The organism is Cognatiluteimonas sedimenti (assembly GCF_022808325.1).
GTDB lineage: Bacteria > Pseudomonadota > Gammaproteobacteria > Xanthomonadales > Xanthomonadaceae > Cognatiluteimonas > Cognatiluteimonas sedimenti.
This window is the reverse complement of record NZ_JALGCL010000005.1, coordinates 94,591-114,180: the sequence shown is the minus strand read 5'-3', so window position 1 is coordinate 114,180 and position 19,590 is coordinate 94,591. Positions and strand designations below refer to the sequence as shown.

The window sequence follows — 19,590 nt, the reverse complement described above, 5'->3', positions numbered from 1 at the left end:
CTTCCCGGATCGGAGACACCCGCATGCACCGCACGTTCAAGGCACTGGCGCTGGCCGCAGCGCTTTCGACCGCAGCCGGCGGCGTCGCCGCGCAGGATTTCGTGTTCGGCTGGAACCCGCGTACCGGCGATGTCTGGGTCGACAACACCCTCAATGACATCAACCAGTACGGCTATCGCTACCGCGAGCCGTTCGTCGACGAGATGGCGCGCTATTACGGCGCGCCGCGCGACCTGGTGACCGACCTGCTGGTCAACCAGCGCTGGGCGCCGGGCGACGTGTATTACGCCTGCGCAATCGCGCAGGTGATCGGCCAACCGTGCCGCTACGTCGCCGACCAATGGCAGCAGGACCATGGCCAGGGGTGGGGCGTGCTCGCGCAGCGCCTGGGGATCAAGCCGGGTTCGCCCGAGTTCCATCGACTGAAGAAGGGCTTCGTGCCGACCTACGATCGCTGGGCGCGCCCGATCCGGATCGACGACAGCCTGCGGATCGAATTCCCGGATCGCGGCCGCGGCCCCGACGGCATCGCCGTGTTCGAACATCCGGGCAACGGCAATGCCGGAAAGTCGGGGGGGCACGGCAACTCCGGCAAGGGCAATTCGGGCAAGTCCGATCGCGGCGACTCCGGCGTCCGCGGCAATTCCGGCAAGGGCAACTCCGGAAAGTCCGACCATGGCAATTCCGGCAAGGGCAATTCCGGAAAATCCAAACCGGGCAAGGGCAACTCCGACAAGGGCAAGGGCCACGGCAAAGGTTGATTAAACTGGGCGGGTGGACGCCCCCCTCCAGCCCGACAGCGCCGCTCCCGCCCTGGTCACGCACCGGGGCGGATGCCATTGCCGGCGCGTGCGTTTCGAAGTCGATGCGCCTGCAGCCTTGCAGGTGCTGGATTGCAACTGCTCGATCTGCCGCATGGCCGGCTTCTGGCACCTGATCGTGCCGACGGCACGCTTCCGGCTGCTGTCCGGCGCCGAGGACCTGGCCGAATACACCTTCAATACCGGCGCGGCGAAGCACCGCTTCTGCCGCCGTTGCGGCATCAAGGCGTTCTACGTGCCGCGCAGCCATCCCGACGGCATCGACGTCAACGCGCGCTGCCTGGATCCGGGCACGGTCGCGTCGCTGGAGATCGTGCCTTTCGACGACGGCGACCGCGAGGCCGCGACCGCTGCGATCGCCCACCTGGCGCGCGGATGACAATGCCATGACGATCTACCACGCTGCCGCGCCGGGCGTGCGCATCGTCGAGTTCTCATCCCGCTGGCGCGAGGATTTCGCCCGCCTCAACCTGGAATGGCTGCGCCGCTGGTTCGTGGTCGAGCCGATCGACGAACAGGTGCTGCACGACCCGGAAACACATTTGCTGGCTGGCGGCGGGCAGGTGCTGTTCGCGCTGCTGGGCGAGGGCGATGCGCAACGCGCCGTGGGCACGGTGGCGCTGCGCAACGACGGCGACGGCGTCCACGAACTGACCAAGATGGCGGTGCAGCCGGACCTGCGCGGCGCGGGCATCGGTCGCGCCCTCCTGCTGGCGGCAATCCAGGCCCATGTGGAGCTTGGTGGCCGTGAGCTGTACCTGGAATCCAGCAGCTTCCTGGCGCCCGCGCTCGCGCTGTACGAAAGCGCCGGGTTCGTCCACCACCCGGCGCCGCGGCCTGGCTCGCATTACGCACGCGCCGACGTGCACATGATCTGGCAACCGCCGCCGGCCTGAGCGCGACGCTGACGGCCCGCACCGGGCGGCCGCTTACAATGCGCGGCGCATGCCCGCTTCCGCCGCCATCGCCATGGATGACCTGCGCCTGTCCGTCGCCCCGATGATGGACTGGACGGATACCCATTGCCGGGTGTTCCACCGCATCCTCGCGCCGCATGCGCGCCTGTACACCGAGATGGTGCATGCCAACGCGGTGACGCACGGGGACCGCGCCAAGCTGCTGGCGCTGGATCCGGTGGAGCATCCGGTTGCGCTGCAACTCGGTGGCAGCGAACCGGCGTTGCTGGCGCAGGCGGCGAGGATCGGCGCGCTGGCCGGCTTCGACGAGATCAACCTCAACTGCGGCTGCCCCTCCGACCGGGTCCAGGCCGGGCGCTTCGGCGCCTGCCTCATGCGCGAGCCGGCGCTGGTGGCCGATGCGGTCGGCGCGATGATCGCGGCGCTGGCGGACCTGCCACGGCCGGTCCCGGTCACGGTGAAGTGCCGGCTGGGCCTCGACGACGACGAACGCTACGAGGTGTTTGCCGCCTTCATCGACCACGTCGCCGAGGCCGGCTGCCGCACGTTCGTGGTGCATGCGCGCAACGCCTGGCTCAAGGGCCTGTCGCCGAAGGAGAACCGCACGGTGCCGCCGCTGCGCTACGACTGGGCCTACCGCCTCAAGCGCGAGCGCCCGCGGTTGCAGGTGGTGGTCAACGGCGGCATCGCGACGGCCGAAGAAGCCACCGCGCACCTGCAGCACGTCGATGGCGCCATGCTGGGCCGCGCCGCCTACCATGATCCCTACCTGCTGCACCGGCTCGACGTGGCGTGGTTCGGCGGCACGTTGCAGACCCGCGCCGAGCTCTTGCGCGCGCTGCGCCCGCGGGTCGAAGCCTGGCTGGCGCAGGGCGTCGCGCTCAAGCATGTCACCCGCCACCTGCTGGGCCTGTTCAATGGCGAGCGCGGCGGCCGCGCGTTCCGCCAGGTACTGAGCGAAGGCGCGCACAAACCCGGTGCCGACTGGGGGCTGGTCGAGCGCGCACTCGCCGCCACCGGCGCCTTCGCCACCGTCGGGGCCGCGTCCGCGGCCTGATCCGTCGAGCCCAATGATGATCACCCGCGACTGCGTCGCCTTCCTCGAGCATGCCCGCGGCCTCGCGCCCGACTTCGGCCCCGCGACTGCGCGCGCCGCGTTCCTGTTGGCGCCGGACGGCTTCACCCTGGCCGAACAGTCCGCGGCCGACAACCGCTACATGGCCGATGCCGCCGGGTTCGATGCGGCGCGCGCGTCGGCCCAGCACCGCGGGTTGCAGCGCGCGTTGTCGCGGGTATTGCCGACGATCTGTTTCGCAGGCGATCCGAACACGCCCGACGCGCTGTTCCCCAACAACGTCTTCGCTACCGTCGCCGGCCGCTACGTGGTCGGGCGCATGCGCCATGCGGTGCGCCAGCGCGAGGCGACGCGGGCCGACATCCGGGGCTTCTTCGGAGGGGTGCTGGACTACGCCGAAATCGACCTGTCGACGCAACCGCATCCCTGCGAGCTGACCGGGGCGATGGTGGTCGACCGCGCCCGCGGCCTCGGCCTGTGCGGGCTGTCGGAGCGCTGCGACGAAGCCGGCGCCCGCCTGGTGCACGAGGCCCTGGGCCTGCGGGCGACGTTGCTGTTCGAACTCGCGCCGGGCGAGTACCACACCAACGTGGTGCTGGCGGTGCTGGCCGGGCGCGCCGCGCTCATCTGCCCGCGTGGCTTCGCCGATTCGGCCGTCGTCGACGCCATCGCCGCGCTGTATGCGCCGCATGCGGTGCTGCTGTCGCCGGCCGAGCATGGCGCCTTCGCCGGCAACGCGATCGCGCTGTCGGAGGACCTGGTCTGGATGAGCGCCGGCGCCGAGCAAGCGCTGACGCCGGCCAGCCGCCATGCGCTGGCGGTTGCCGGTTTCCGGGTCGGTGCAGTCGAGCTGGATGCGATCGAAGCCGGGGGCGGCTCGCTGCGCTGCTGCGTCGGCGAGATCTTCTGAAGCCCGCTGCAGCGGCCGGAACCGTCAGGACAGACGCGGACCGGGCTGAACCCCGGCCAGTGCAGCGGGGAAAAGTTAAGGACGGATTCACCGCCAAATTTCGACAATCTGCCGCACCCGGGGCAGGAGTCCCCAGTGGACCTGGCCATTTCCGGCCCGGCCCCAGGGTTCCCGCGCCACGCACTTCCCCCGTAGGATCACGCCATGTCGCTGTCGCATCGCCCCCTGCCGTCCTTGCTCCTGTTCGCCCTGCTGGGCGGGGCAAGCACGCTTGCCCTGGCGGCGCCACAGCAGCACCGCAAGCCGCCGCAGCCCACGGAACAGCCATCCCGTGGTCCGCGCAACAACGATTCCCTGTCCGACAGCGTCCGCAAGGTGCAGCGCGACACCCGCGGGCAGGTCCTCAGTGCCGAACGGGTGCCTTACGAGGGTCGCAACCTCAACCGGATCAAGGTGGTCGACGAGCGCGGCCGGGTGCGGGTATACATGGACGATCCGCAGCAGCCGCAGTCGCGGCGACCGGCGTCGCCTACACGCAGCGACGACGACTGAATAGGCACCCTGAGCGCCTATCTGGTTGTTTTCCGGCTGGCAACGGCCGCCCAAATCCGGGAGTGACCCATGCGTATCCTGCTCGTCGAAGACGAAGCCCCGCTGCGCGAAACCCTGGCCGCGCGCCTGAAGCGCGAAGGCTACGCCGTCGATGCCGCCCAGGACGGCGAGGAAGGGTTGTACATGGGCCGCGAGGTGCCGTTCGACCTGGGCATCATCGACCTCGGCCTGCCGAAGATGTCCGGCATGGAACTAGTCAAGGCCCTGCGAGACGAGGGCAAGCAGTTCCCGGTGCTGATCCTGACGGCGCGCTCGAGCTGGCAGGACAAGGTCGAGGGCCTGAAGCAGGGCGCCGACGATTACCTGGTCAAGCCGTTCCACGTCGAGGAACTGCTGGCACGGATCAACGCGCTGGTGCGGCGTGCCGCGGGCTGGAGCAAGCCGACCCTGGAATGCGGCCCGGTGGTGCTCGACCTGGCCGCGCAGACGGTGACCGTCAATGGCAGCAACGTCGATCTCACCAGCTACGAGTACAAGGTGCTGGAGTACCTGATGATGCATGCCGGCGAGCTGGTGTCGAAGGCCGACCTGACCGAGCACATCTACCAGCAGGACTTCGACCGCGATTCCAACGTGCTCGAGGTGTTCATCGGCCGCCTGCGCAAGAAGCTCGATCCCGACGGCTCGCTGAAGCCGATAGAAACCGTGCGCGGGCGTGGTTACCGCTTCGCCATCCCGCGGACGGGCGATTGAACGCGCATGCGCGTGGCCGCGGCTGACGACTGCCAGCAGTCACGGGGATCGATGCCGGCGCGCGTGATGCGGCCGGCATCGTTGTTTCCGGGGAGGGGCGGTGGCGGCCGCGCGTGAACCGCTGTTGCGTTGGCGGCCGCGCTCGCTGCAGTCGCGGCAGTTGTGGGCTGCCAGCCTGGGGCTGGTGGCGTTCCTGGCGCTGACGGGTTACGCCCTGGACCGCGCCTTCGTCGATGTCGCCGGCCAAGGCCAGCGCGACCGGCTCAAGGCCTACGTCGACGCCTACGCCGGCGATGTCGACTTCGCCCGCGACGGCTCCCTGATCCCGCCGTTCACCCCGCCCGACGGGCGTTTCGACCGCCCCGGCAGCGGCCTGTACGCGGAGGTGGTGCTGCAGAACGGCGGCTGGGCGTCCAATTCCACGCGCGGGCCGACGATGCCCGAGGCGGCGCTGCTGGCCGGCGGCGACGAGAAATTCGAAGGGCCGCTGCCGATCACCCGGAGCGATGGCACGCCTGGCGAAGTGTTCCGCTACGGGCGAGGTTTCATCTGGGACGTCGAGCGGCGGCCGGAGGCGCAGTTCCCGTTCACCATCTACGTGATGGAGGACGCCGGCACGCTGCCGCGCCAGGTGCGCGTATTCCGGCAGGCGCTGTGGGGCTACCTCGGCATCGCCGCGGTCGTGCTGTTGCTGTTGCAGGCGCTGATCCTGCGCTGGAGCCTGCTGCCTTTGCGGCGGGTGATCACCGAGCTCAAGCGGGTGCAGCGCGGCCAGCTTGCGCGCATGAGCAGCCACCATCCGCGTGAACTCGAGCCCCTGACCGACAGCATCAACGCCTTCGTGGAGAGCGAGCGCGAGAACCTGGAGCGGCAGCGCAACACCTTGGCCGACCTTGCCCACAGCCTGAAGACGCCGTTGGCGGTGCTGCGCACGCGCCTGGACAGCGACGCCGGCGAGGCCGAGTTGCGCGAGGACTTCGCCACCCAGCTGCGGCGCATGAACGACCTCGTCGGCTACCAGCTCGCGCGCGCAGCGTCCGGCGGGCACAAGCTGTTCGCGGCCCCGGTGGCGATCGAGCCGCACGCCGAACAGATCGTGCGCGGGCTGGAAAAGATCTACGCGACCAAGGGCGTGATCTGCGAATTCGAGATCGATCCGGACGCGCGCTTCCATGGTGAGCCCGGCGACCTGCAGGAACTGCTCGGCAACCTGCTGGAGAACGCGTTCAAGTGGGCGCGTTCGCGGGTGCTGTTGACGATCCGCCCCGGCGCCACCGCGCCCAACCGGCGCCCGGGCCTGCTGCTCGCGGTCGACGATGACGGCCCCGGCATCCCGCCCGAGCAGGTTGCCGTGGTGTTGCAGCGCGGCGTGCGCGGCGACGAGCGTGTGCAGGGCCACGGCATCGGCCTGGCGATCGTGCAGGACATCGTGCGCAGCTATCGCGGCGAGCTCGAAGTCCGCACGTCGCCGGAACTGGGTGGCGCGCGCTTCGAGGTCGTGTTGCCGCCGGGGTTGTAGTCGCTGCTTCGGTCATTCCCCGGAGTGCGGAGGGAGTTGCCGCCCGACGGGGCGCTCTGCTCTTCTCACGACATCTTGGTTGATGCGATGCCGAGCTTCGGCCGGAGTCGCCGCCCGGCGGGCTGGGGGTGCTGCGCCCTCCTGACGACATCCTGTCTCTAAGTCGGGTCGCAGGCCATCCATGGCCTGCTCTCCGCACCCCCAGCCCGCCGGGCGGCGACTCACGCAAGCTTGGGCGGCGTGGGCTTGGCTGCTCTTGCGCCCCACGCGCCGGGCAACTGTGTGAAGCTGGTGGCCTGCTATTCGCGGGACCGTCGGCGGCATGGATGCCGCCGAAGAGCCTAGAGGGACGTACTTGCGGCGTGTCCCGCGAATAACAGGCCACCTGCTTTCCTCCACGCAGGTATCCGCTCTTCCAGGACGGATTCACGACATATCCCATGACCGCCGGGCATCAGTTGTTCGCTGGGACTTCTCCGAGGCCCGGAACAAGGAAAGTCTGGTTGGCTACGCCAGCGGCGACGGCCCGTAGAACCGTTCCAGGTGCGCGGCCACCTTCGGCATCGCGCGTTTCAGGGTGCCTGGATCGCTGAAGTGGTATTCGCTGGCCACCGCGAAGAACTCTTCGGGCGCCTCGGCTGCGTAGGCGTCGATCTTGCTGCGGCGGCCGCGGTCGACATCGCGGGCGAGCGCGTCGTAGGCCTGCTGGAAATCGCGTGCCCATTCGCGTTGCCAGGCACGCGGCAGCGGCGGGGTGCCGTCGAGCGCGCCGTCGAGCACGTCGAGCTTGTGCGCCATTTCGTGCACGGCCACGCAGTAGCCGGCGGCGGGATCGGCGATGTCGGCCTGCACGTCGGCCCACGACAGGATCAGCGGCCCGGCGTCCCAGGCTTCGCCGATCAGTTCGTCGTCCCACTGGTGCAGCACGCCGGCGGCGTCGACATGGCTGCGATTCACGCGGAACGCGTCCGGGTACACCAGCAGTTGCGACCAGCCGTGCAGGCCCTCGCTGCCGAAGCGCAGCAGCGGCAGGCAGCACAGTGCGGCCAGCTGCACGCGCTGGCCCGGATCGAGCTCGAGGCCAGCCAGTGGCGTGATCGTCTTCCTGGCGAGGAAATGCGCGGCCAGGTCCGCGAGCGCGGCGTCGCGTTCGGCATCGAGTGCACGCAGCCATGGGAGGGCGGCGCGCGCGGCGCGCCAGAGTTCGGGATCGAGCGGGCGGGGCTCGCGCCGCAGGCGGCGGATCAGGTCGAACATGCGGCGCTGGCGCGGTCGAGGGCCGCGCAGGGTCGGGTCAGCGGAACATCCCCGGGAGGAAGCTGTGCCAGCGCGGTGCGTGGCTGGTGCCGCTGTCGTCGCCGCCACCACCACGCACGGTGATCACCGGCTTGATCTTGCCGGCACTGCGCGCGGGCGCCGTGGTGGCCTTGACCGGTGCGACGGCGGGCGCTGCCGCAGTCGCGGCATCGGGACAGCCGCCATCGCCATTGGGACCGTGCAGGCGGACTTCGCGTGCACCCGCCATCGCGCCGGCCGACGTCAGCAGCAGGCACAGCAGCAGGTAACGGGAACCGGGGAGCTGGCGCGTAGCGGGCATGGTGGCAATCCTGCGAGGACGCACTGACCGGACGGGGACAGCGCACTATAGCGTGGATGCCGGCAGGCCGTGGAAGGTTGCATGCTGCGGCGCAGCAGATTTCGTCGACCGCTTCCGGCAGACTGCCCGGATGCCCGAAGTTCCCGCGCCCACGCCCGCCCGCGTACCCGCCCGCCACCTCGATCCGGGCCATGCCGGCCGCGTCGACGCATGAACGAGCGCGAATTGCTCGCCCGCCTGATCCAGGGCCCCGCCAGCGGCGCGGCCCTGGCCCAGGGCGCCAACCAGACCCGGGCCGCGATCTGGAAGCGCATCAATGCCCTCCGCGAGGCCGGGATCGCCATCGAGGTGCGCCCCGGCCGTGGCTACGCGCTGGCGCAGCTGCTGGACCTGCTGGATGCCGCGGCGATCCTCGCGCAGTTGCCGGCACTGCAGCGCGAGGAAGTTGCCGCACTGGAAGTCGCGTGGTCGCTGGATTCGACCAACGCCGAGCTGCTGCGCCGGGCGACGCCGTCCACCGGCGTGGCGGTGCTGCTGGCCGAGCGCCAGACCGGTGGCCGCGGCCGCCGTGGCCGCTCATGGGCCTCGCCGCTGGCGGCCAACCTCTACCTGTCGCTGGCGCGGATGTTCGGCGGTGGGCTCGCGCGCCTGCCGGGCCTGAGCCTGGTGGCCGGCGTCGCGACGGCCGAGGCGCTGCACGCGCTGGGGTTTGATGACGTGCGGTTGAAGTGGCCCAACGACCTGGTCGTCGCCGACGTCAGCCGGTTGCGCAAGCTCGGCGGGCTGCTGGTCGAAGGCGGCGGCGAGGTCGCCGGACCCGCGCGCGCGGTGCTGGGGCTCGGGCTCAATGTCGCGATGCCGGCCGCGGCCGCGGCCGCGATCGCGCAACCGTGGACCGACCTGGCCACGCTGGCAGGCGGCGCCGCGCCGTCGCGCAACGCGCTCGCCGCGGGCGTGTTGGCGCACTGGTTGCCGGCCCTCGCGCAATTCGATGCCGATGGCCTGGCGCCGTTCCTGCCGCGATATGCGCGGCTGGACGCGCTGGCCGGGCGCGAGGTGGTGCTGCATGCCGACGGCGGCGACGCACGCAGCGGGCACGCCCTTGGGCTGGCGGCGGACGGCGCGCTGCGCGTGCGCATCGGCGCGGTCGAGCACAGCGTCCACGCCGGCGAAGTCAGCGTGCGCGCTGCATGAGGGCGCGGCCGTGAGCGCTTGGCTGTTCGACCTCGGCAACAGCCGCCTCAAGTGCGCGCCCCTGTGCGAGGGCGGCGTCGGCGACATCGTCGCCATCGACCACGACGGAAATGCCTTCGCCGCCGGCTGGGAGGAGCTGCTGCCCGGACGCTGCGACAGCGCCAGCATCGCCTGCGTCGCAGCGCCGCCGCTGGCGGTGCAGTTGCTGGAGGTACTGGCGCGTCGCTGCAGCCGCATTTCGATGGCACGCACGCAGGCCGCCTTCGACGGCGTGCGCATCGCCTATGCGCAGCCGCAGCGGCTGGGCGTGGACCGGTTTCTCGCGCTGCTTGCCGCGCGCGCGCGCAGCCTGGAAGCGACGCTGGTGGTGGGAGTCGGCACGGCGCTGACCCTCGACCTGCTCGACGCGGACGGGCGCCATCGTGGCGGCCGCATCGCGCCGTCGCCCGCGCTGATGCGCATGGCCCTGCATGCGCGCGCGCCGCAGCTGCCGGCCGCCGGCGGCCGCTGGCGCGAGTTCGCCGACGACACAGCCGACGCCCTGGCATCGGGTTGCGAGGGCGCGGCGCTCGGCCTGGTCGCGGGCAGCCTGGAGGCCGCGGCAAGCCTGCTCGGCGTGCGGCCGCGACTGCTGCTGCATGGTGGCGGTGCGGATGCGTTGCTGCCGCGCCTGGACGCCGCGGTGCACGCGCCCGCGCTGGTGCTCGAGGGCCTGGCGCGCTGGGCGCACGCCGATCGATGACATTGCCCGGAGCCATCGCGCTGGCCGCTCGCCAGATCCGCGTCGGCGCCGGCACCGCCGGCAACCCCGCCGGCATGAACCGCTCGATTAGAATCGCGGCATGCTCGCGCGTGCGCTGATCGTCCTGCTGCTTGTGCTCAATGTCGGCGTCGCCGCATGGTGGGCGCTGCGCGCCGCGCCTCCAGCGCCGGTCGCGGCGCAACCCGAGGGCGTCGTGCGGCTGCAGCTGCTGCGCGAAGTGCCAGTGCAGCAGCGGCCGAAACACAGGCCCCGCGCACCAGTGCCCGCGCCCGCGTCGGCTGCGGGTGATGCCGCTGCCGCAACCACGCAGTGCTTCAGTTTCGGCCCCTACGCCGATGTCGCCGCGGCCGCTGCGGCGCGAGCGCGCCTGCAACCGCTGGTGCAGCGCATCGTGTCCCGCACCCAGCCTGCGCAGGCGCGCGGCTGGCGCGTATACCTGGCGCCAATGCCGACCCGGGACGCGGCGCAGGCCATGGCCCGGCGCATCGCCGCCGCCGGCTTCAGCGACTACTTCGTGCTGCACGAGGGCACGGACGCGAACGCCATCGCGCTTGGCCGCTACGGCAGCGAAAGCGCGGCGCGCGACCGCGTGTCGGCGCTGGTCGCGGCCGGGTTTCCGGCGCGCGCCGAACCACTGGTCGATGGCGACGCGACGACCTGGCTGGACATCGGCGCGGCAGCCGGCTTCGATGCTGCGCGTGCGCAGGCGGCCGCGTCGGCGACGCGGCGCGAACCGCTGGACTGTGCGCGCCTGCCGTAGTCCGTTGCCACCGGCACATGGCGGTGGCCGGGCGCACGCTGCCGCTGCGCTAGAATGCGGCCGCCATGCCGGCATAGCTCAGTTGGTAGAGCAACCGCCTTGTAAGCGGTAGGTCCCCAGTTCGAATCCGGGTGCCGGCACCAAGTCGCATCACCGCAGGCCGTCCAGTCGACGCCGCAGCCGCGCGGCCACATGCCGCGAACGCACCAGGAGCCGAACATGAGCCGACGCTATCCTCCCGTTTCACTGATCGGCGCGCCCACCGATATCGGTGCTGGCGATCGTGGCGCGCTGATGGGGCCCGACGCGTTGCGCATCGCCGGCCTCGGCGAGGCGCTGGCCGCGCGTGGCGTCGATGTCGCCGATCGCGGCAACCTCGATGGCCCACGCAATCCCTGGCTGGGGCCGGTCGATGGCTATCGCCATCTCGACCAGGTGGTGGCCTGGAACCGCACGGTGATGGAGGCGGTCGCCGCGGAACTGCGCGACGGCCGCCTGCCGATCCTGATGGGCGGGGACCACTGTCTCGGGATCGGGTCGATCACCGCGGTTGCCAACCATTGCCGTGCAACCGGCAAGCAGCTGCGCGTGTTGTGGCTGGATGCGCACGCCGACTTCAATACCCACGAAGTCACGCCCTCGGGCAACATCCACGGCATGCCCGTGGCCTGCCTGTGCGGGATCGGACCCGACGTGTTGACCTCGCTCGGCGGTAGCGTGCCGTCGGTGGCGGCTGCGCAGGTGCGGCAGATCGGGATCCGCTCGGTCGACGAGGGCGAGAAACGCCTGGTCAAGGAACATGGCCTGGACGTCTACGACATGCGCTACATCGACGAAGTCGGGATGAAGCGCACGATGGAGGAAGCGCTCGCGGGCGTCGATGCCGACACCCACCTGCACGTCAGCTTCGACGTCGACTTCCTCGACCCGAGCATCGCCCCGGGCGTCGGCACCACGGTGCCCGGAGGCCCCAACTACCGCGAAGCGCAACTGGTGATGGAGATGATCGCCGACAGCGGACGCTTGGGTTCGCTCGACATCGTCGAGCTCAACCCGATGCTCGATACCCGCAACCAGACCGCGCGGCTTGCAGTCGACCTGGTCGAAAGCCTGTTCGGCAAGTCGACGCTGATGCGCGACTGACAGGCCGGGCGGTTGCCGCGCTGAACGAATGCCATGGGCAGGATTCGGAATAGACGCGGATTTCACGCCCCAGCCGCTTCCATGTGCGTCACGACGGCGTCCGCCGCTCGCTGCCACGACACAGGAGAGACCGATGCGTATCAACCGGAAACTGATGGCGATGATGCTTCTTTCGATGATGTCCCTCGGCTCGCTGGCGGCCTGCCACACGGTCGAAGGCGTCGGCAAGGACATGGAATCGGCCGGCGATTCCATCCAGGACACCGCCAAGGATTGCACCGACAGCGTCGAAGGCAATTGCTGACGATGGAGGAAACGGCATAGGACATGCCGGCAGGGATGCACGGCGGGCCGGGAGCGATCCCGGCCCGCCTTTTTTTCGTGCGCGTGTCCTGTGCGCCGGCCGATGTGCGAACTGAACGCGCGATGCGAAGGAAAGATTGGTTCCACGCAACGGAATATTGATCGCCCTGCAACATGCCCGCCGGCACACTGCAGGTCCGGCATCCAGAAGCATCGCGGTTGCGCATCCCGCACCGCGGAACGGGTTGCCGGATTCCCCCCGGAAAGAGGATTCAACGCATGAACAAGGACATCATTGCCGGCAAGTGGACCCAGCTCAAAGGGCAGGCGCAGCAGAAGTGGGGCAAGCTCACGGACGACGTGTTCGACCGCCAGCAGGGCGACAGCCAGTACCTCGCGGGCAAGCTGCAGGAACAGTACGGCTGGGACCGGGACCGCGCGGAAACCGAAGTGCGCGACTTCGAGCGCACCTTGAATTCATGACCCGGGTGCGCGCCCCGGCGCGCAGCGACTGGGCAACAGGCGAGGGGCCGGCACGTGCCGGCCCCTCGTCGTTCGCGCACTCACCAGCGCGGCGGATCGGGGACGAAGCCCTGCGGGAACGCGCGCGGAACCTGCGGATACGGATAGCGCGGGTGCGGCGGCGGGACGACGCCGAGGGCCACCAGGCTGGCGTGGTCGTCGTAGCGCATTTGCGTGAGCTGCGCCGGACGGCTGCTGGCGCGCATGAAACTGGTGCTGCCCACCGGCGCCCATTCGCGCGCGCCGTGACCGGTGCCGATGGACTGGCGGGCCACGCCACCGTACGCGGAATCGGCGGCTGACGATTCCGCGGCCGGGGCGGCGGCCTTGGCGGCGGCGCTGCTTTCGCGCGTGGCATCGGCGACCGGGGGCGCGTAGCGCGGGTAACGCGGCGGGTACACGCGGCGTTCGCGGAACACCGCGATCCCGATCACGCCGACGTTGTCGGGTCGCCCGGTGCGCGCGGCGTAGGAATCGGGCAGGTCGGTGAACACGAACTGCGCGATGTCGTCGAGCGACTTGCGCCAGCCGGCGATCTCCGCGGTTTCCCATGGGCCGAGCACGTAGCCGGCCTGCCCGGGATCGGCATCCTGGCCGCTGACGGCATTGACGCCGTCGACCGACAACACCACCAGCACGCGCTCGTCGCTGCGGTTGGCCAGGCGCACGGCGTAGCGATGCCCGGGAGTGCCGGCGATCCAGGTTTCGCCGCGGGCGCGGTATTCGGGCAAGGCCTGGCCGTCGTCGCGATCGACCACGGACAAGTCCACCAGCGGGCGTGCGGCGGCGGGGCGCCAGGCGGCGGCCAGCAGCACGGCGGACAACAGCAACAACTTGCGGATCATGGCGGCATCTCCGGGAGGGACCCGGCATGGAACGCACCAGTACCGCCGGTGGGGTTGGCCGCTCCGGTAAACTGGCGCATCCGCACCTCGAGCCGCGCGCGATCGCGCCTGCCATGCCCCAGATCCGCGTCCTTACCGGCATCACCCCCTCCGGGACCCCGCACCTCGGCAACTATGTGGGCGCGATCCGGCCGGCGATCGCCGCCAGCCGCGCGCCGGGCGTCGAGAGCTTCTACTTCCTCGCCGACTACCATGCCTTGGTGAAGGTGCAGGAGCCCGAGCGCGTGCAGCGTTCGACCCTGGAGATCGCCGCCGCGTGGCTCGCCTGCGGGCTGGAGCCCGACCATGTGCGCTTTTACCGCCAGAGCGACATCCCCGAGGCCACCGAACTGACGTGGCTGCTGACCTGCGTCGCCGGCAAGGGCCTGCTCAACCGCGCGCACGCCTACAAGGCCGCGGTCGACCGCAACCGCGAGGGTGGCGAGGACGACGATGCCGGCATCACCGCGGGGTTGTTCATGTATCCGGTGCTGATGGCCGCCGACATCCTGCTGTTCAACGCCCACAAGGTGCCGGTCGGTCGCGACCAGGTGCAGCACATCGAGATGGCGCGCGACTTCGCGCAGCGTTTCAACCACCTGTACGGCGACCATTTCACCTTGCCCGAGGCGGCGATCGAGGAGCAGGTGGCGACGTTGCCTGGCCTGGACGGTCGCAAGATGAGCAAGAGCTACGACAACACGATCCCGCTGTTCGCGCCGCCCGCGCAGCTCAAGAAACTGATCTTCTCGATCGTCACCGATTCGCGTGCCCCGGGCGAGCCCAAGGACACCGAAGGGTCGGCGCTGTTCCAGCTCTACCAGGCGTTCGCCAGCGCGGAGGAAACGCAGGCGATGCGCGCGGCCTATGCCGACGGCATCGGCTGGGGCGACGCCAAGCAGGAGCTGTTCGAGCGCGTCGACGCCGAGGTCGCGCCGTTGCGGGAGAAGTACGAGGCGCTGGTCGCGCATCCGCAGCGGATCGAACAGCAGCTGCGCGATGGTGCCCAGGCGTTGCGCACGCAGTACGCGACGCCGTTCCTGCGGGAACTGCGCGCGGCGGTCGGCTTGCGCGAGCTGGGGGAGCGCGTGGCCAGCACTGCCCCGGTCAAGCAGGCGCAGGCCGCGCTGCCGGCGTTCAAGCAGTATCGGGAAGCCGACGGCCGCTTCCGGTTCAAGCTGGTCGATGGCGAGCGCGTGCTGCTGCAGAGCCGCGCCTTCGACTCGCCGAAGGAGGCCGGCGCGCGCATCGGCGTGCTGCGCCGCGATGGATTCGCAGGCGCCGATGCCGATGTCGCCCTGGGCGAGGGCGCCGACCACGCCGCGGTGCGGGCGGCGCTGGACGCGTTGCGCGCGGCGGAAGACGCCAAGGCATGAACCTGTCCGGCATGCCGGACCTGGCGCTGATCCTGTTCGCGCCGTGGTTCCTGATCCTGTCGGTGCTGTTCTGGGTCTATCCACGGCAGCCGCGCGATGCCAGGCGCCGGCTATTCGACATCGCCGCGCTGCTTCTCTCCCTGCTGGCCTTCATCGCGACCCTGCGGTGGTCGCACGGTTACGCCGACCGCCAGCACGGGCGGATGTGGCCGCAGATCCTGGCCACCTCGGCCGGCTATGGCGTCTACCTGCTGGCGCTGGGCATCGCGGTCTTCGTCCGCCGGGCTCTACTCAAGCGTTAGGGCCACTCGGTGGGCGGGGCGCCTTGTTCCGGGTGCTGCATGCGCACCACGCAGAAGCGCTGGCCGGTGGGGGCTTCCATCACCCACCACCGCTTCACGAATGCGACCTTCTTCGCGCCCAGTCGTTCCAGCCTGGCGGCTTCCGCGTCGATGTCGTCGGACTCGATGTCCAGGTGCACGCGCGAAGCGTGATCGACCTTCTGCACTTCGATGTGCAGGTCCCCGGGAGTGTCCCCCAGCATCTGGTACTGGGCGCTGTCGTCGCCGGCGTCGCGATCGGCGATGCTGCAACCCAGTGCCTGCGACCAGAAGTCCGTTGCGGCATCGAGGTCGCCGGTGTTGCAATCGATGATGAAGCCGGCCAGGCGACTGCGGTGCGGCATGGGCATCCTCCGCGGCGTTGCCATTCCCGCCTGCGCGGGAATGATGGTCAGGTCAGTTCGGGCGTGCCAGGTCGTCCAGCAACGCCTTGAGGAAGCGCGCCGCCTCGCCGCCAGTGGCGGCGCGATGGTCGAAGGTGAGCGAGATCGGCATGCGCCGGTGCACCTCGATCCCGCCCATCACCGCGACCACGTCGTGGGAGAGCTTGCCGGCACCGACGATCGCGACCGTCGGCGGCACCACCACCGGGGTCGCGTAGCGGCCGGCGAACATGCCGAAGTTCGACAGCGAGATGGTGTAGCCCGACAGTTCGGTCGCGGAAATGCTGCGGTCCTCGACCTGCGCGCGCAGGCGCCCGATCGCGGCACGCACGCCGTTGGCGTCGAGCATGTCGGCGTTGCGCAGCGCCGGCACGAACAGGCCGTCCTCGGTGTCCACGGCGATGCCGATGTCGACGTGGGGATGCATCGTGCGCACCAGCTTGTCGCCGTCGAACCAGGCGTTGAGCGCCGGCACTGCCTTGCAGGCCGCGACGATCGCGCGGATCAGGCGCGCGGTGATGTCCTGCTTGCCGATCCAGGCGTGCAGGTCGGCGTCGTCGCACAGCGTGGTCGGCACGACCTGCGCGTGCGCGCCGGCCATGACCCGCGCCATGTTGCGGCGGACGCCCTTGAGCTGTTCCGGCTGGCCGGTCGCGGCGACGCCCGGCGGCTGCGTGCGCATCGGCTTGCCGGCCTGCGACAGCGTGCTGCGCTGCGCGGCCACGGCCGGCGCGCGCGTGGTCTCGAAGTGCGCACGCATGTCGGCCGCCGACGCCTTCGGCGCGGTCCCGGGCCTGGCCGAACCATCGGCGGCTGCGCGCTTGACGTCGTCCATCGTCACCGTGCCGTCGGTGCCGCTGGCGCGCACCAGGGCGATGTCGACGCCGAGCTTGCGCGCCATCGCGCGCACCGCCGGCATCGCCTTGACCCCGCCGACCGCGACTGCGGCTTCGCTGCGGACCGCGTCGGAAGACTGCATCGCGCCGACCACGGTGCCGGCGTCGTCGCGCTTGCCCGCGGCACCATCGGCATGGCCTTTGGCGGCCGGCTCGCCGTCGTCGGAAATCGCGCCGCCATCGTCTGACGCGATCACGTCTCCCTTGGGCGCGGACGCGGGCTGGCCCGCGCCGCCGTGGGTTTCCACGGCCGGCGCCGGGGCGCCGTGGTGATGGCCGGTGTCTTGGCCCTCGGCGCGCTGCGGCAGCGAGGGATCGACCTCGAACTCGGCCAGCATGGTGCCGGTCACGATCACGTCGCCGGCGCCACCGGCCAGCTTCAGCACCTTGCCGCTCACCGGCGAGGGCACGTCGACCACCGCCTTCGCGGTTTCCATCGACACCAGGTTCTCGTCCAGGCGGATGATGTCGCCGACCTTGACGTACCACTCGACGATGGTCGCGTCGGGCAGGCCTTCGCCGAGGTCTGGAAGCAGGAATTGCTTGCTCATGGTGTTCTCGCTCTTGCTGTTGCCGTCATTCCTGCCAAGGCGGGACTCCAGCGACTTTGGTGGTTGGGGATCCAGGAGGGCCGGGGACGCCGGATCCCGGCGCCGCACGGAAGCGGCTGGTCAGGCGTGGGCCATCGCCCGCTTCACCGCGGCGACGATCTTGTCCACGCTTGGCAGGTATTTCATTTCCAGGCGGAACAGCGGGATGTGGGTGTCGTAACCGGTCACGCGCTCGACCGGGGCGACCAGGTCGTACATGCATTCCTCGGCCAGGCGTGCCGCGATCTCGGCGCCAAAGCCGGCGGTCTTGGCCGCTTCGTGCACGATCACGCAGCGCCCGGTCTTGGCGACCGACTCGGCGATGGTGGGGAAATCCAGCGGCGTCAGCGTGGCGACGTCGATGACCTCGGCGCTGATGCCGTCCTTCGCCAGGGCGTCGGCGGCCTCCAGCGTTTCCTTCACCTGCGCGCCCCAGGTCACCAGGGTGATGTCGCTGCCGTCGCGCAGCACGTAGCACACGTCCAGTGGCAGCGCCTCGCCGTCGTCGGGCACGAGCTCCTTGTACTGGCGGTAGATGCGCTTGGGCTCCATGAAGATCACCGGGTCCGGGTCCCGGATCGCGGCCAGCAGCAGTCCGTAGGCCCGCGCCGGAGAGGACGGCAGCACCACCCGCAGCCCGGGCACGTTGGTGAAGATCGACTCGTTGGCCTCGCTGTGGTGTTCCGGCGCGCGGATGCCGCCGCCCCACGGCACGCGCAGCACCATCGGGCAGGTCAGGCGGCCGCGGGTCCGGTAGCGCATGCGCGCGGCGTGGCAGACGATGAAGTCGACCATCGGGTACATGAAGCCGTCGAACTGCGCCTCGGCCACCGGCTTCATGCCCTGCGAGGCCATGCCGACGGTGAGGCCGGCGATGGTGGTTTCGTCCAGCGGCGTGTCGAGCACGCGTTCGGGGCCGAAGGTCGCCGACAGCCCGGCGGTGGCGCGGAACACGCCGCCGTTGACGCCCACGTCCTCGCCCAGCACCAGCACCGCCGGGTCGTTGCGCATCTCGTAGGCCAGCGCCTGGGTGATGGCCTCGATCAGGGTGATCGGGGTCGCGGTGGATGCCTGCTCAGCCATTGCGCTTCTCCAGTGCAGCCTTGTCCAGTGCGATGGCGGCTGCGCGCTGCGCCAGCAGGTCCGGCGGTGGATCGCCGTAGAGGTAGTCGAACATCGCCTCGACCGGTTGCACCTTGGTTTCCAGGTAGGCGTTGATCTCGATGTCGACCAGGCGGCCGCATTCCTCCAGCCAGGCTTTTTCCTGCGCCTCGTCCCAAAGCTTGGCATCGGTGAGGTACTGGCGCAGGCGCAGCATCGGCTCGCGCGTCCAGGCCGCCTTGACCTCGTCCTCGCCGCGGTAGCGGCGGGCGTCATCGGCGGTGGTGTGGTCGTGCAGGCGGTAGGTCATGAATTCGATCACGCTGCCGCCCTCGCCGTTGCGCGCGCGCAGGGTCGCGCGGCGCATCGCCTCGAGCACCGCGACCAGGTCGTTGCCGTCCACCTGCAGGCAGTGCAGGCCGCCGGCGATGCCCTTCTGCGCCAGCGTCTGCGCGCCGGTCTGCGCTGCGCGAGGTACGGAAATCGCCCAGCCGTTGTTGATCACGCACAGCACCAGCGGCAGGCTGTAGGCACCGGCGGAGTTCAGCGCGGCGTAGAAGTCGGTCTTCGACGAACCGCCGTCGCCGCAACAGGCCACCGCCACCCGGTCCTGCTTGCGCAGCTTGAACGACAGCGCCGCGCCGGAGGCCATCAGGCACTGGGTCGAGATCGGCACGCACCACGGGTAGTCGTTCTTCGGGCCCTGGAAGTCGTTGCCGCGCTCGTCGCCGCCCCAGTACAGCAGCACTTCGCGCGGGCGCACGCCGCGCATGAACTGCGCGCCGTATTCGCGGTAGCTGGGGGCGAACACGTCCTCGGGGCGCATGGAGGCGCCGATGCCGACGTGGGTCGCCTCGTGGCCGAGGCACGCGGCATAGGTGCCCAGCTTGCCGGTGCGCTGCAGCGCGATCGACTTGGTGTCGAAGGTGCGCACGTACAGCATCTGCTTGAACAGCGGCAGCAGCGTGGCAGGGTCGCGGAAGGCCTGCGGCAGCTCGGCCACCGGCTTGCCGTCCGGCCCGAGGTATTGCAGGTATTCGATCTCGAATTGCGCGGCGACGGTCATGCGGTCGGGCCCGGTAGCGGCAGAACCGCCATGATAACGAATCGGCCGGGACCGGCGCCCGCCGGCCGGTCCCGCGGCTGCCCCCTGGGCTTGACCCGGATCAGGCGTCGCCGCCCCGGCCGCG

General features: G+C 70.3%; 24 protein-coding genes and 1 tRNA gene. 18 read left to right on the top strand and 7 right to left on the bottom strand.

Translation table 11 applies throughout. The features are described 5' to 3' along the window. Positions 1 to 23: 23 nt before the first annotated feature. From MQC88_RS12485 to MQC88_RS12450, 8 genes are all read left to right on the top strand, one after another. Positions 24 to 761: a hypothetical protein gene (locus MQC88_RS12485; protein ID WP_243322577.1), complete on the top strand. Its 738-nt coding sequence runs from the start codon at positions 24 to 26 to the stop codon at positions 759 to 761. A 13-nt stretch (positions 762 to 774) separates the two neighbouring features. Next, positions 775 to 1,200 carry a GFA family protein gene (locus MQC88_RS12480; protein WP_243322574.1) on the top strand — a complete coding sequence of 142 codons (426 nt, stop codon included), beginning with the start codon at positions 775 to 777 and terminating at the stop codon, positions 1,198 to 1,200. A gap of 7 nt (positions 1,201 to 1,207) precedes the next feature. After that, a complete protein-coding gene (locus tag MQC88_RS12475) occupies positions 1,208 to 1,717 on the top strand; it encodes a GNAT family N-acetyltransferase (RefSeq protein ID WP_243322571.1) in 510 nt (169 codons plus the stop codon). A 49-nt stretch (positions 1,718 to 1,766) separates the two neighbouring features. Beyond that, entirely contained in the window at positions 1,767 to 2,795 is a 1,029-nt protein-coding gene (gene dusA, locus MQC88_RS12470; protein ID WP_243322568.1) for a tRNA dihydrouridine(20/20a) synthase DusA, read from the top strand. Positions 2,796 to 2,811: 16 nt separating this feature from the next. After that, positions 2,812 to 3,723 carry an arginine deiminase-related protein gene (locus MQC88_RS12465; protein ID WP_243322566.1) on the top strand — a complete coding sequence of 304 codons (912 nt, stop codon included), beginning with the start codon at positions 2,812 to 2,814 and terminating at the stop codon, positions 3,721 to 3,723. A gap of 204 nt (positions 3,724 to 3,927) precedes the next feature. Beyond that, positions 3,928 to 4,275: a hypothetical protein gene (locus MQC88_RS12460; protein WP_243322564.1), complete on the top strand. Its 348-nt coding sequence runs from the start codon at positions 3,928 to 3,930 to the stop codon at positions 4,273 to 4,275. Positions 4,276 to 4,344: 69 nt separating this feature from the next. Beyond that, entirely contained in the window at positions 4,345 to 5,028 is a 684-nt protein-coding gene (locus MQC88_RS12455; RefSeq protein ID WP_243322562.1) for a response regulator transcription factor, read from the top strand. A 100-nt stretch (positions 5,029 to 5,128) separates the two neighbouring features. After that, the gene (locus MQC88_RS12450) at positions 5,129 to 6,547 is read left to right on the top strand and encodes an ATP-binding protein (RefSeq protein ID WP_243322561.1); all 1,419 of its coding nucleotides are present in this window, start codon (positions 5,129 to 5,131) and stop codon (positions 6,545 to 6,547) included. Between the two features lie 507 nt (positions 6,548 to 7,054). Here MQC88_RS12450 and MQC88_RS12445 read toward each other — a convergent pair. Both MQC88_RS12445 and MQC88_RS12440 read right to left on the bottom strand, forming a co-directional pair. Then, the gene (locus tag MQC88_RS12445; RefSeq protein WP_243322559.1) at positions 7,055 to 7,804 is read right to left on the bottom strand and encodes a M90 family metallopeptidase; all 750 of its coding nucleotides are present in this window, start codon (positions 7,802 to 7,804) and stop codon (positions 7,055 to 7,057) included. Positions 7,805 to 7,841: 37 nt separating this feature from the next. Next, positions 7,842 to 8,144 (bottom strand): hypothetical protein, encoded by a 303-nt coding sequence (locus MQC88_RS12440; RefSeq protein ID WP_243322557.1) that lies wholly within the window; start codon positions 8,142 to 8,144, stop codon positions 7,842 to 7,844. A 210-nt stretch (positions 8,145 to 8,354) separates the two neighbouring features. On the opposite strand from MQC88_RS12440, the gene birA reads away from it, so the two are divergent. The 8 genes from birA to MQC88_RS12405 all read left to right on the top strand — a co-directional run bounded on the left by birA (position 8,355) and on the right by MQC88_RS12405 (position 12,790). Next, on the top strand, positions 8,355 to 9,338 hold the full coding sequence (birA, locus tag MQC88_RS12435) for a bifunctional biotin--[acetyl-CoA-carboxylase] ligase/biotin operon repressor BirA (protein ID WP_243322555.1): 984 nt from the start codon (positions 8,355 to 8,357) through the stop codon (positions 9,336 to 9,338). 10 nt (positions 9,339 to 9,348) lie between these two features. Beyond that, positions 9,349 to 10,080, top strand: coding sequence for a type III pantothenate kinase (locus tag MQC88_RS12430; RefSeq protein WP_243322553.1), 732 nt, complete (start codon positions 9,349 to 9,351; stop codon positions 10,078 to 10,080). Continuing rightward, positions 10,077 to 10,199, top strand: coding sequence for a hypothetical protein (locus MQC88_RS13010; protein ID WP_256451779.1), 123 nt, complete (start codon positions 10,077 to 10,079; stop codon positions 10,197 to 10,199). Before MQC88_RS12430 ends, MQC88_RS13010 begins: the two co-directional genes overlap by 4 nt. Continuing rightward, positions 10,181 to 10,861, top strand: a complete 681-nt coding sequence (locus MQC88_RS12425; RefSeq protein WP_243322552.1) for an SPOR domain-containing protein — start codon at positions 10,181 to 10,183, stop codon at positions 10,859 to 10,861. The genes MQC88_RS13010 and MQC88_RS12425 overlap by 19 nt, the downstream gene beginning before the upstream one ends. Before the next feature lie 67 nt (positions 10,862 to 10,928). Continuing rightward, a tRNA-Thr gene (locus MQC88_RS12420) sits at positions 10,929 to 11,004 on the top strand. 76 nt (positions 11,005 to 11,080) lie between these two features. Beyond that, positions 11,081 to 12,004 (top strand): arginase, encoded by a 924-nt coding sequence (gene rocF, locus MQC88_RS12415; RefSeq protein WP_243322550.1) that lies wholly within the window; start codon positions 11,081 to 11,083, stop codon positions 12,002 to 12,004. Positions 12,005 to 12,137: 133 nt separating this feature from the next. Further along, positions 12,138 to 12,308, top strand: a complete 171-nt coding sequence (locus MQC88_RS12410; RefSeq protein WP_243322547.1) for an entericidin A/B family lipoprotein — start codon at positions 12,138 to 12,140, stop codon at positions 12,306 to 12,308. 278 nt (positions 12,309 to 12,586) lie between these two features. Continuing rightward, positions 12,587 to 12,790 (top strand): CsbD family protein, encoded by a 204-nt coding sequence (locus MQC88_RS12405; protein ID WP_243322545.1) that lies wholly within the window; start codon positions 12,587 to 12,589, stop codon positions 12,788 to 12,790. A gap of 80 nt (positions 12,791 to 12,870) precedes the next feature. Here MQC88_RS12405 and MQC88_RS12400 read toward each other — a convergent pair whose 3' ends face one another. Further along, positions 12,871 to 13,671, bottom strand: a complete 801-nt coding sequence (locus MQC88_RS12400; protein ID WP_243322750.1) for a hypothetical protein — start codon at positions 13,669 to 13,671, stop codon at positions 12,871 to 12,873. Positions 13,672 to 13,787: 116 nt separating this feature from the next. Here MQC88_RS12400 and MQC88_RS12395 point away from each other — a divergent pair, with 116 nt between their 5' ends. Both MQC88_RS12395 and MQC88_RS12390 read left to right on the top strand, forming a co-directional pair. Beyond that, positions 13,788 to 15,089, top strand: coding sequence for a tryptophan--tRNA ligase (locus MQC88_RS12395; RefSeq protein ID WP_243322747.1), 1,302 nt, complete (start codon positions 13,788 to 13,790; stop codon positions 15,087 to 15,089). Then, complete coding sequence (locus MQC88_RS12390) at positions 15,086 to 15,391, top strand: hypothetical protein (RefSeq protein ID WP_243322543.1); 306 nt, start codon at positions 15,086 to 15,088, stop codon at positions 15,389 to 15,391. The genes MQC88_RS12395 and MQC88_RS12390 overlap by 4 nt, the downstream gene beginning before the upstream one ends. Here MQC88_RS12390 and MQC88_RS12385 read toward each other — a convergent pair. The 4 genes from MQC88_RS12385 to pdhA all read right to left on the bottom strand — a co-directional run bounded on the left by MQC88_RS12385 (position 15,388) and on the right by pdhA (position 19,466). Next, complete coding sequence (locus MQC88_RS12385) at positions 15,388 to 15,774, bottom strand: VOC family protein (RefSeq protein ID WP_243322542.1); 387 nt, start codon at positions 15,772 to 15,774, stop codon at positions 15,388 to 15,390. The genes MQC88_RS12390 and MQC88_RS12385 overlap by 4 nt on opposite strands. A 52-nt stretch (positions 15,775 to 15,826) precedes the next feature. Next, on the bottom strand, positions 15,827 to 17,260 hold the full coding sequence (locus MQC88_RS12380) for a dihydrolipoamide acetyltransferase family protein (RefSeq protein ID WP_243322540.1): 1,434 nt from the start codon (positions 17,258 to 17,260) through the stop codon (positions 15,827 to 15,829). Between the two features lie 120 nt (positions 17,261 to 17,380). Continuing rightward, positions 17,381 to 18,382: an alpha-ketoacid dehydrogenase subunit beta gene (locus tag MQC88_RS12375; RefSeq protein ID WP_243322538.1), complete on the bottom strand. Its 1,002-nt coding sequence runs from the start codon at positions 18,380 to 18,382 to the stop codon at positions 17,381 to 17,383. Further along, positions 18,375 to 19,466: a pyruvate dehydrogenase (acetyl-transferring) E1 component subunit alpha gene (gene pdhA, locus MQC88_RS12370; RefSeq protein ID WP_243322536.1), complete on the bottom strand. Its 1,092-nt coding sequence runs from the start codon at positions 19,464 to 19,466 to the stop codon at positions 18,375 to 18,377. Before pdhA ends, MQC88_RS12375 begins: the two co-directional genes overlap by 8 nt. Positions 19,467 to 19,590: the final 124 nt, after the last annotated feature.

What these genes read in the sequence shown, in the direction of transcription:
- MQC88_RS12475 (WP_243322571.1), top strand. Translation starts at nt 1,208, where the DNA reads ATGACGATCTACCACGCTGCCGCGCCGGGCGTGCGCATCGTCGAGTTC.
- MQC88_RS12385 (WP_243322542.1), bottom strand. Translation starts at nt 15,774, where the DNA reads ATGCCGCACCGCAGTCGCCTGGCCGGCTTCATCATCGATTGCAACACC.
- MQC88_RS12395 (WP_243322747.1), top strand. Translation starts at nt 13,788, where the DNA reads ATGCCCCAGATCCGCGTCCTTACCGGCATCACCCCCTCCGGGACCCCG.
- pdhA (WP_243322536.1), bottom strand. Translation starts at nt 19,466, where the DNA reads ATGACCGTCGCCGCGCAATTCGAGATCGAATACCTGCAATACCTCGGG.
- MQC88_RS13010 (WP_256451779.1), top strand. Translation starts at nt 10,077, where the DNA reads ATGACATTGCCCGGAGCCATCGCGCTGGCCGCTCGCCAGATCCGCGTC.
- MQC88_RS12465 (WP_243322566.1), top strand. Translation starts at nt 2,812, where the DNA reads ATGATCACCCGCGACTGCGTCGCCTTCCTCGAGCATGCCCGCGGCCTC.
- MQC88_RS12455 (WP_243322562.1), top strand. Translation starts at nt 4,345, where the DNA reads ATGCGTATCCTGCTCGTCGAAGACGAAGCCCCGCTGCGCGAAACCCTG.
- MQC88_RS12375 (WP_243322538.1), bottom strand. Translation starts at nt 18,382, where the DNA reads ATGGCTGAGCAGGCATCCACCGCGACCCCGATCACCCTGATCGAGGCC.
- dusA (WP_243322568.1), top strand. Translation starts at nt 1,767, where the DNA reads ATGCCCGCTTCCGCCGCCATCGCCATGGATGACCTGCGCCTGTCCGTC.
- rocF (WP_243322550.1), top strand. Translation starts at nt 11,081, where the DNA reads ATGAGCCGACGCTATCCTCCCGTTTCACTGATCGGCGCGCCCACCGAT.
- MQC88_RS12445 (WP_243322559.1), bottom strand. Translation starts at nt 7,804, where the DNA reads ATGTTCGACCTGATCCGCCGCCTGCGGCGCGAGCCCCGCCCGCTCGAT.
- birA (WP_243322555.1), top strand. Translation starts at nt 8,355, where the DNA reads ATGAACGAGCGCGAATTGCTCGCCCGCCTGATCCAGGGCCCCGCCAGC.
- MQC88_RS12460 (WP_243322564.1), top strand. Translation starts at nt 3,928, where the DNA reads ATGTCGCTGTCGCATCGCCCCCTGCCGTCCTTGCTCCTGTTCGCCCTG.
- MQC88_RS12425 (WP_243322552.1), top strand. Translation starts at nt 10,181, where the DNA reads ATGCTCGCGCGTGCGCTGATCGTCCTGCTGCTTGTGCTCAATGTCGGC.
- MQC88_RS12410 (WP_243322547.1), top strand. Translation starts at nt 12,138, where the DNA reads ATGCGTATCAACCGGAAACTGATGGCGATGATGCTTCTTTCGATGATG.
- MQC88_RS12405 (WP_243322545.1), top strand. Translation starts at nt 12,587, where the DNA reads ATGAACAAGGACATCATTGCCGGCAAGTGGACCCAGCTCAAAGGGCAG.
- MQC88_RS12485 (WP_243322577.1), top strand. Translation starts at nt 24, where the DNA reads ATGCACCGCACGTTCAAGGCACTGGCGCTGGCCGCAGCGCTTTCGACC.
- MQC88_RS12440 (WP_243322557.1), bottom strand. Translation starts at nt 8,144, where the DNA reads ATGCCCGCTACGCGCCAGCTCCCCGGTTCCCGTTACCTGCTGCTGTGC.
- MQC88_RS12380 (WP_243322540.1), bottom strand. Translation starts at nt 17,260, where the DNA reads ATGAGCAAGCAATTCCTGCTTCCAGACCTCGGCGAAGGCCTGCCCGAC.
- MQC88_RS12390 (WP_243322543.1), top strand. Translation starts at nt 15,086, where the DNA reads ATGAACCTGTCCGGCATGCCGGACCTGGCGCTGATCCTGTTCGCGCCG.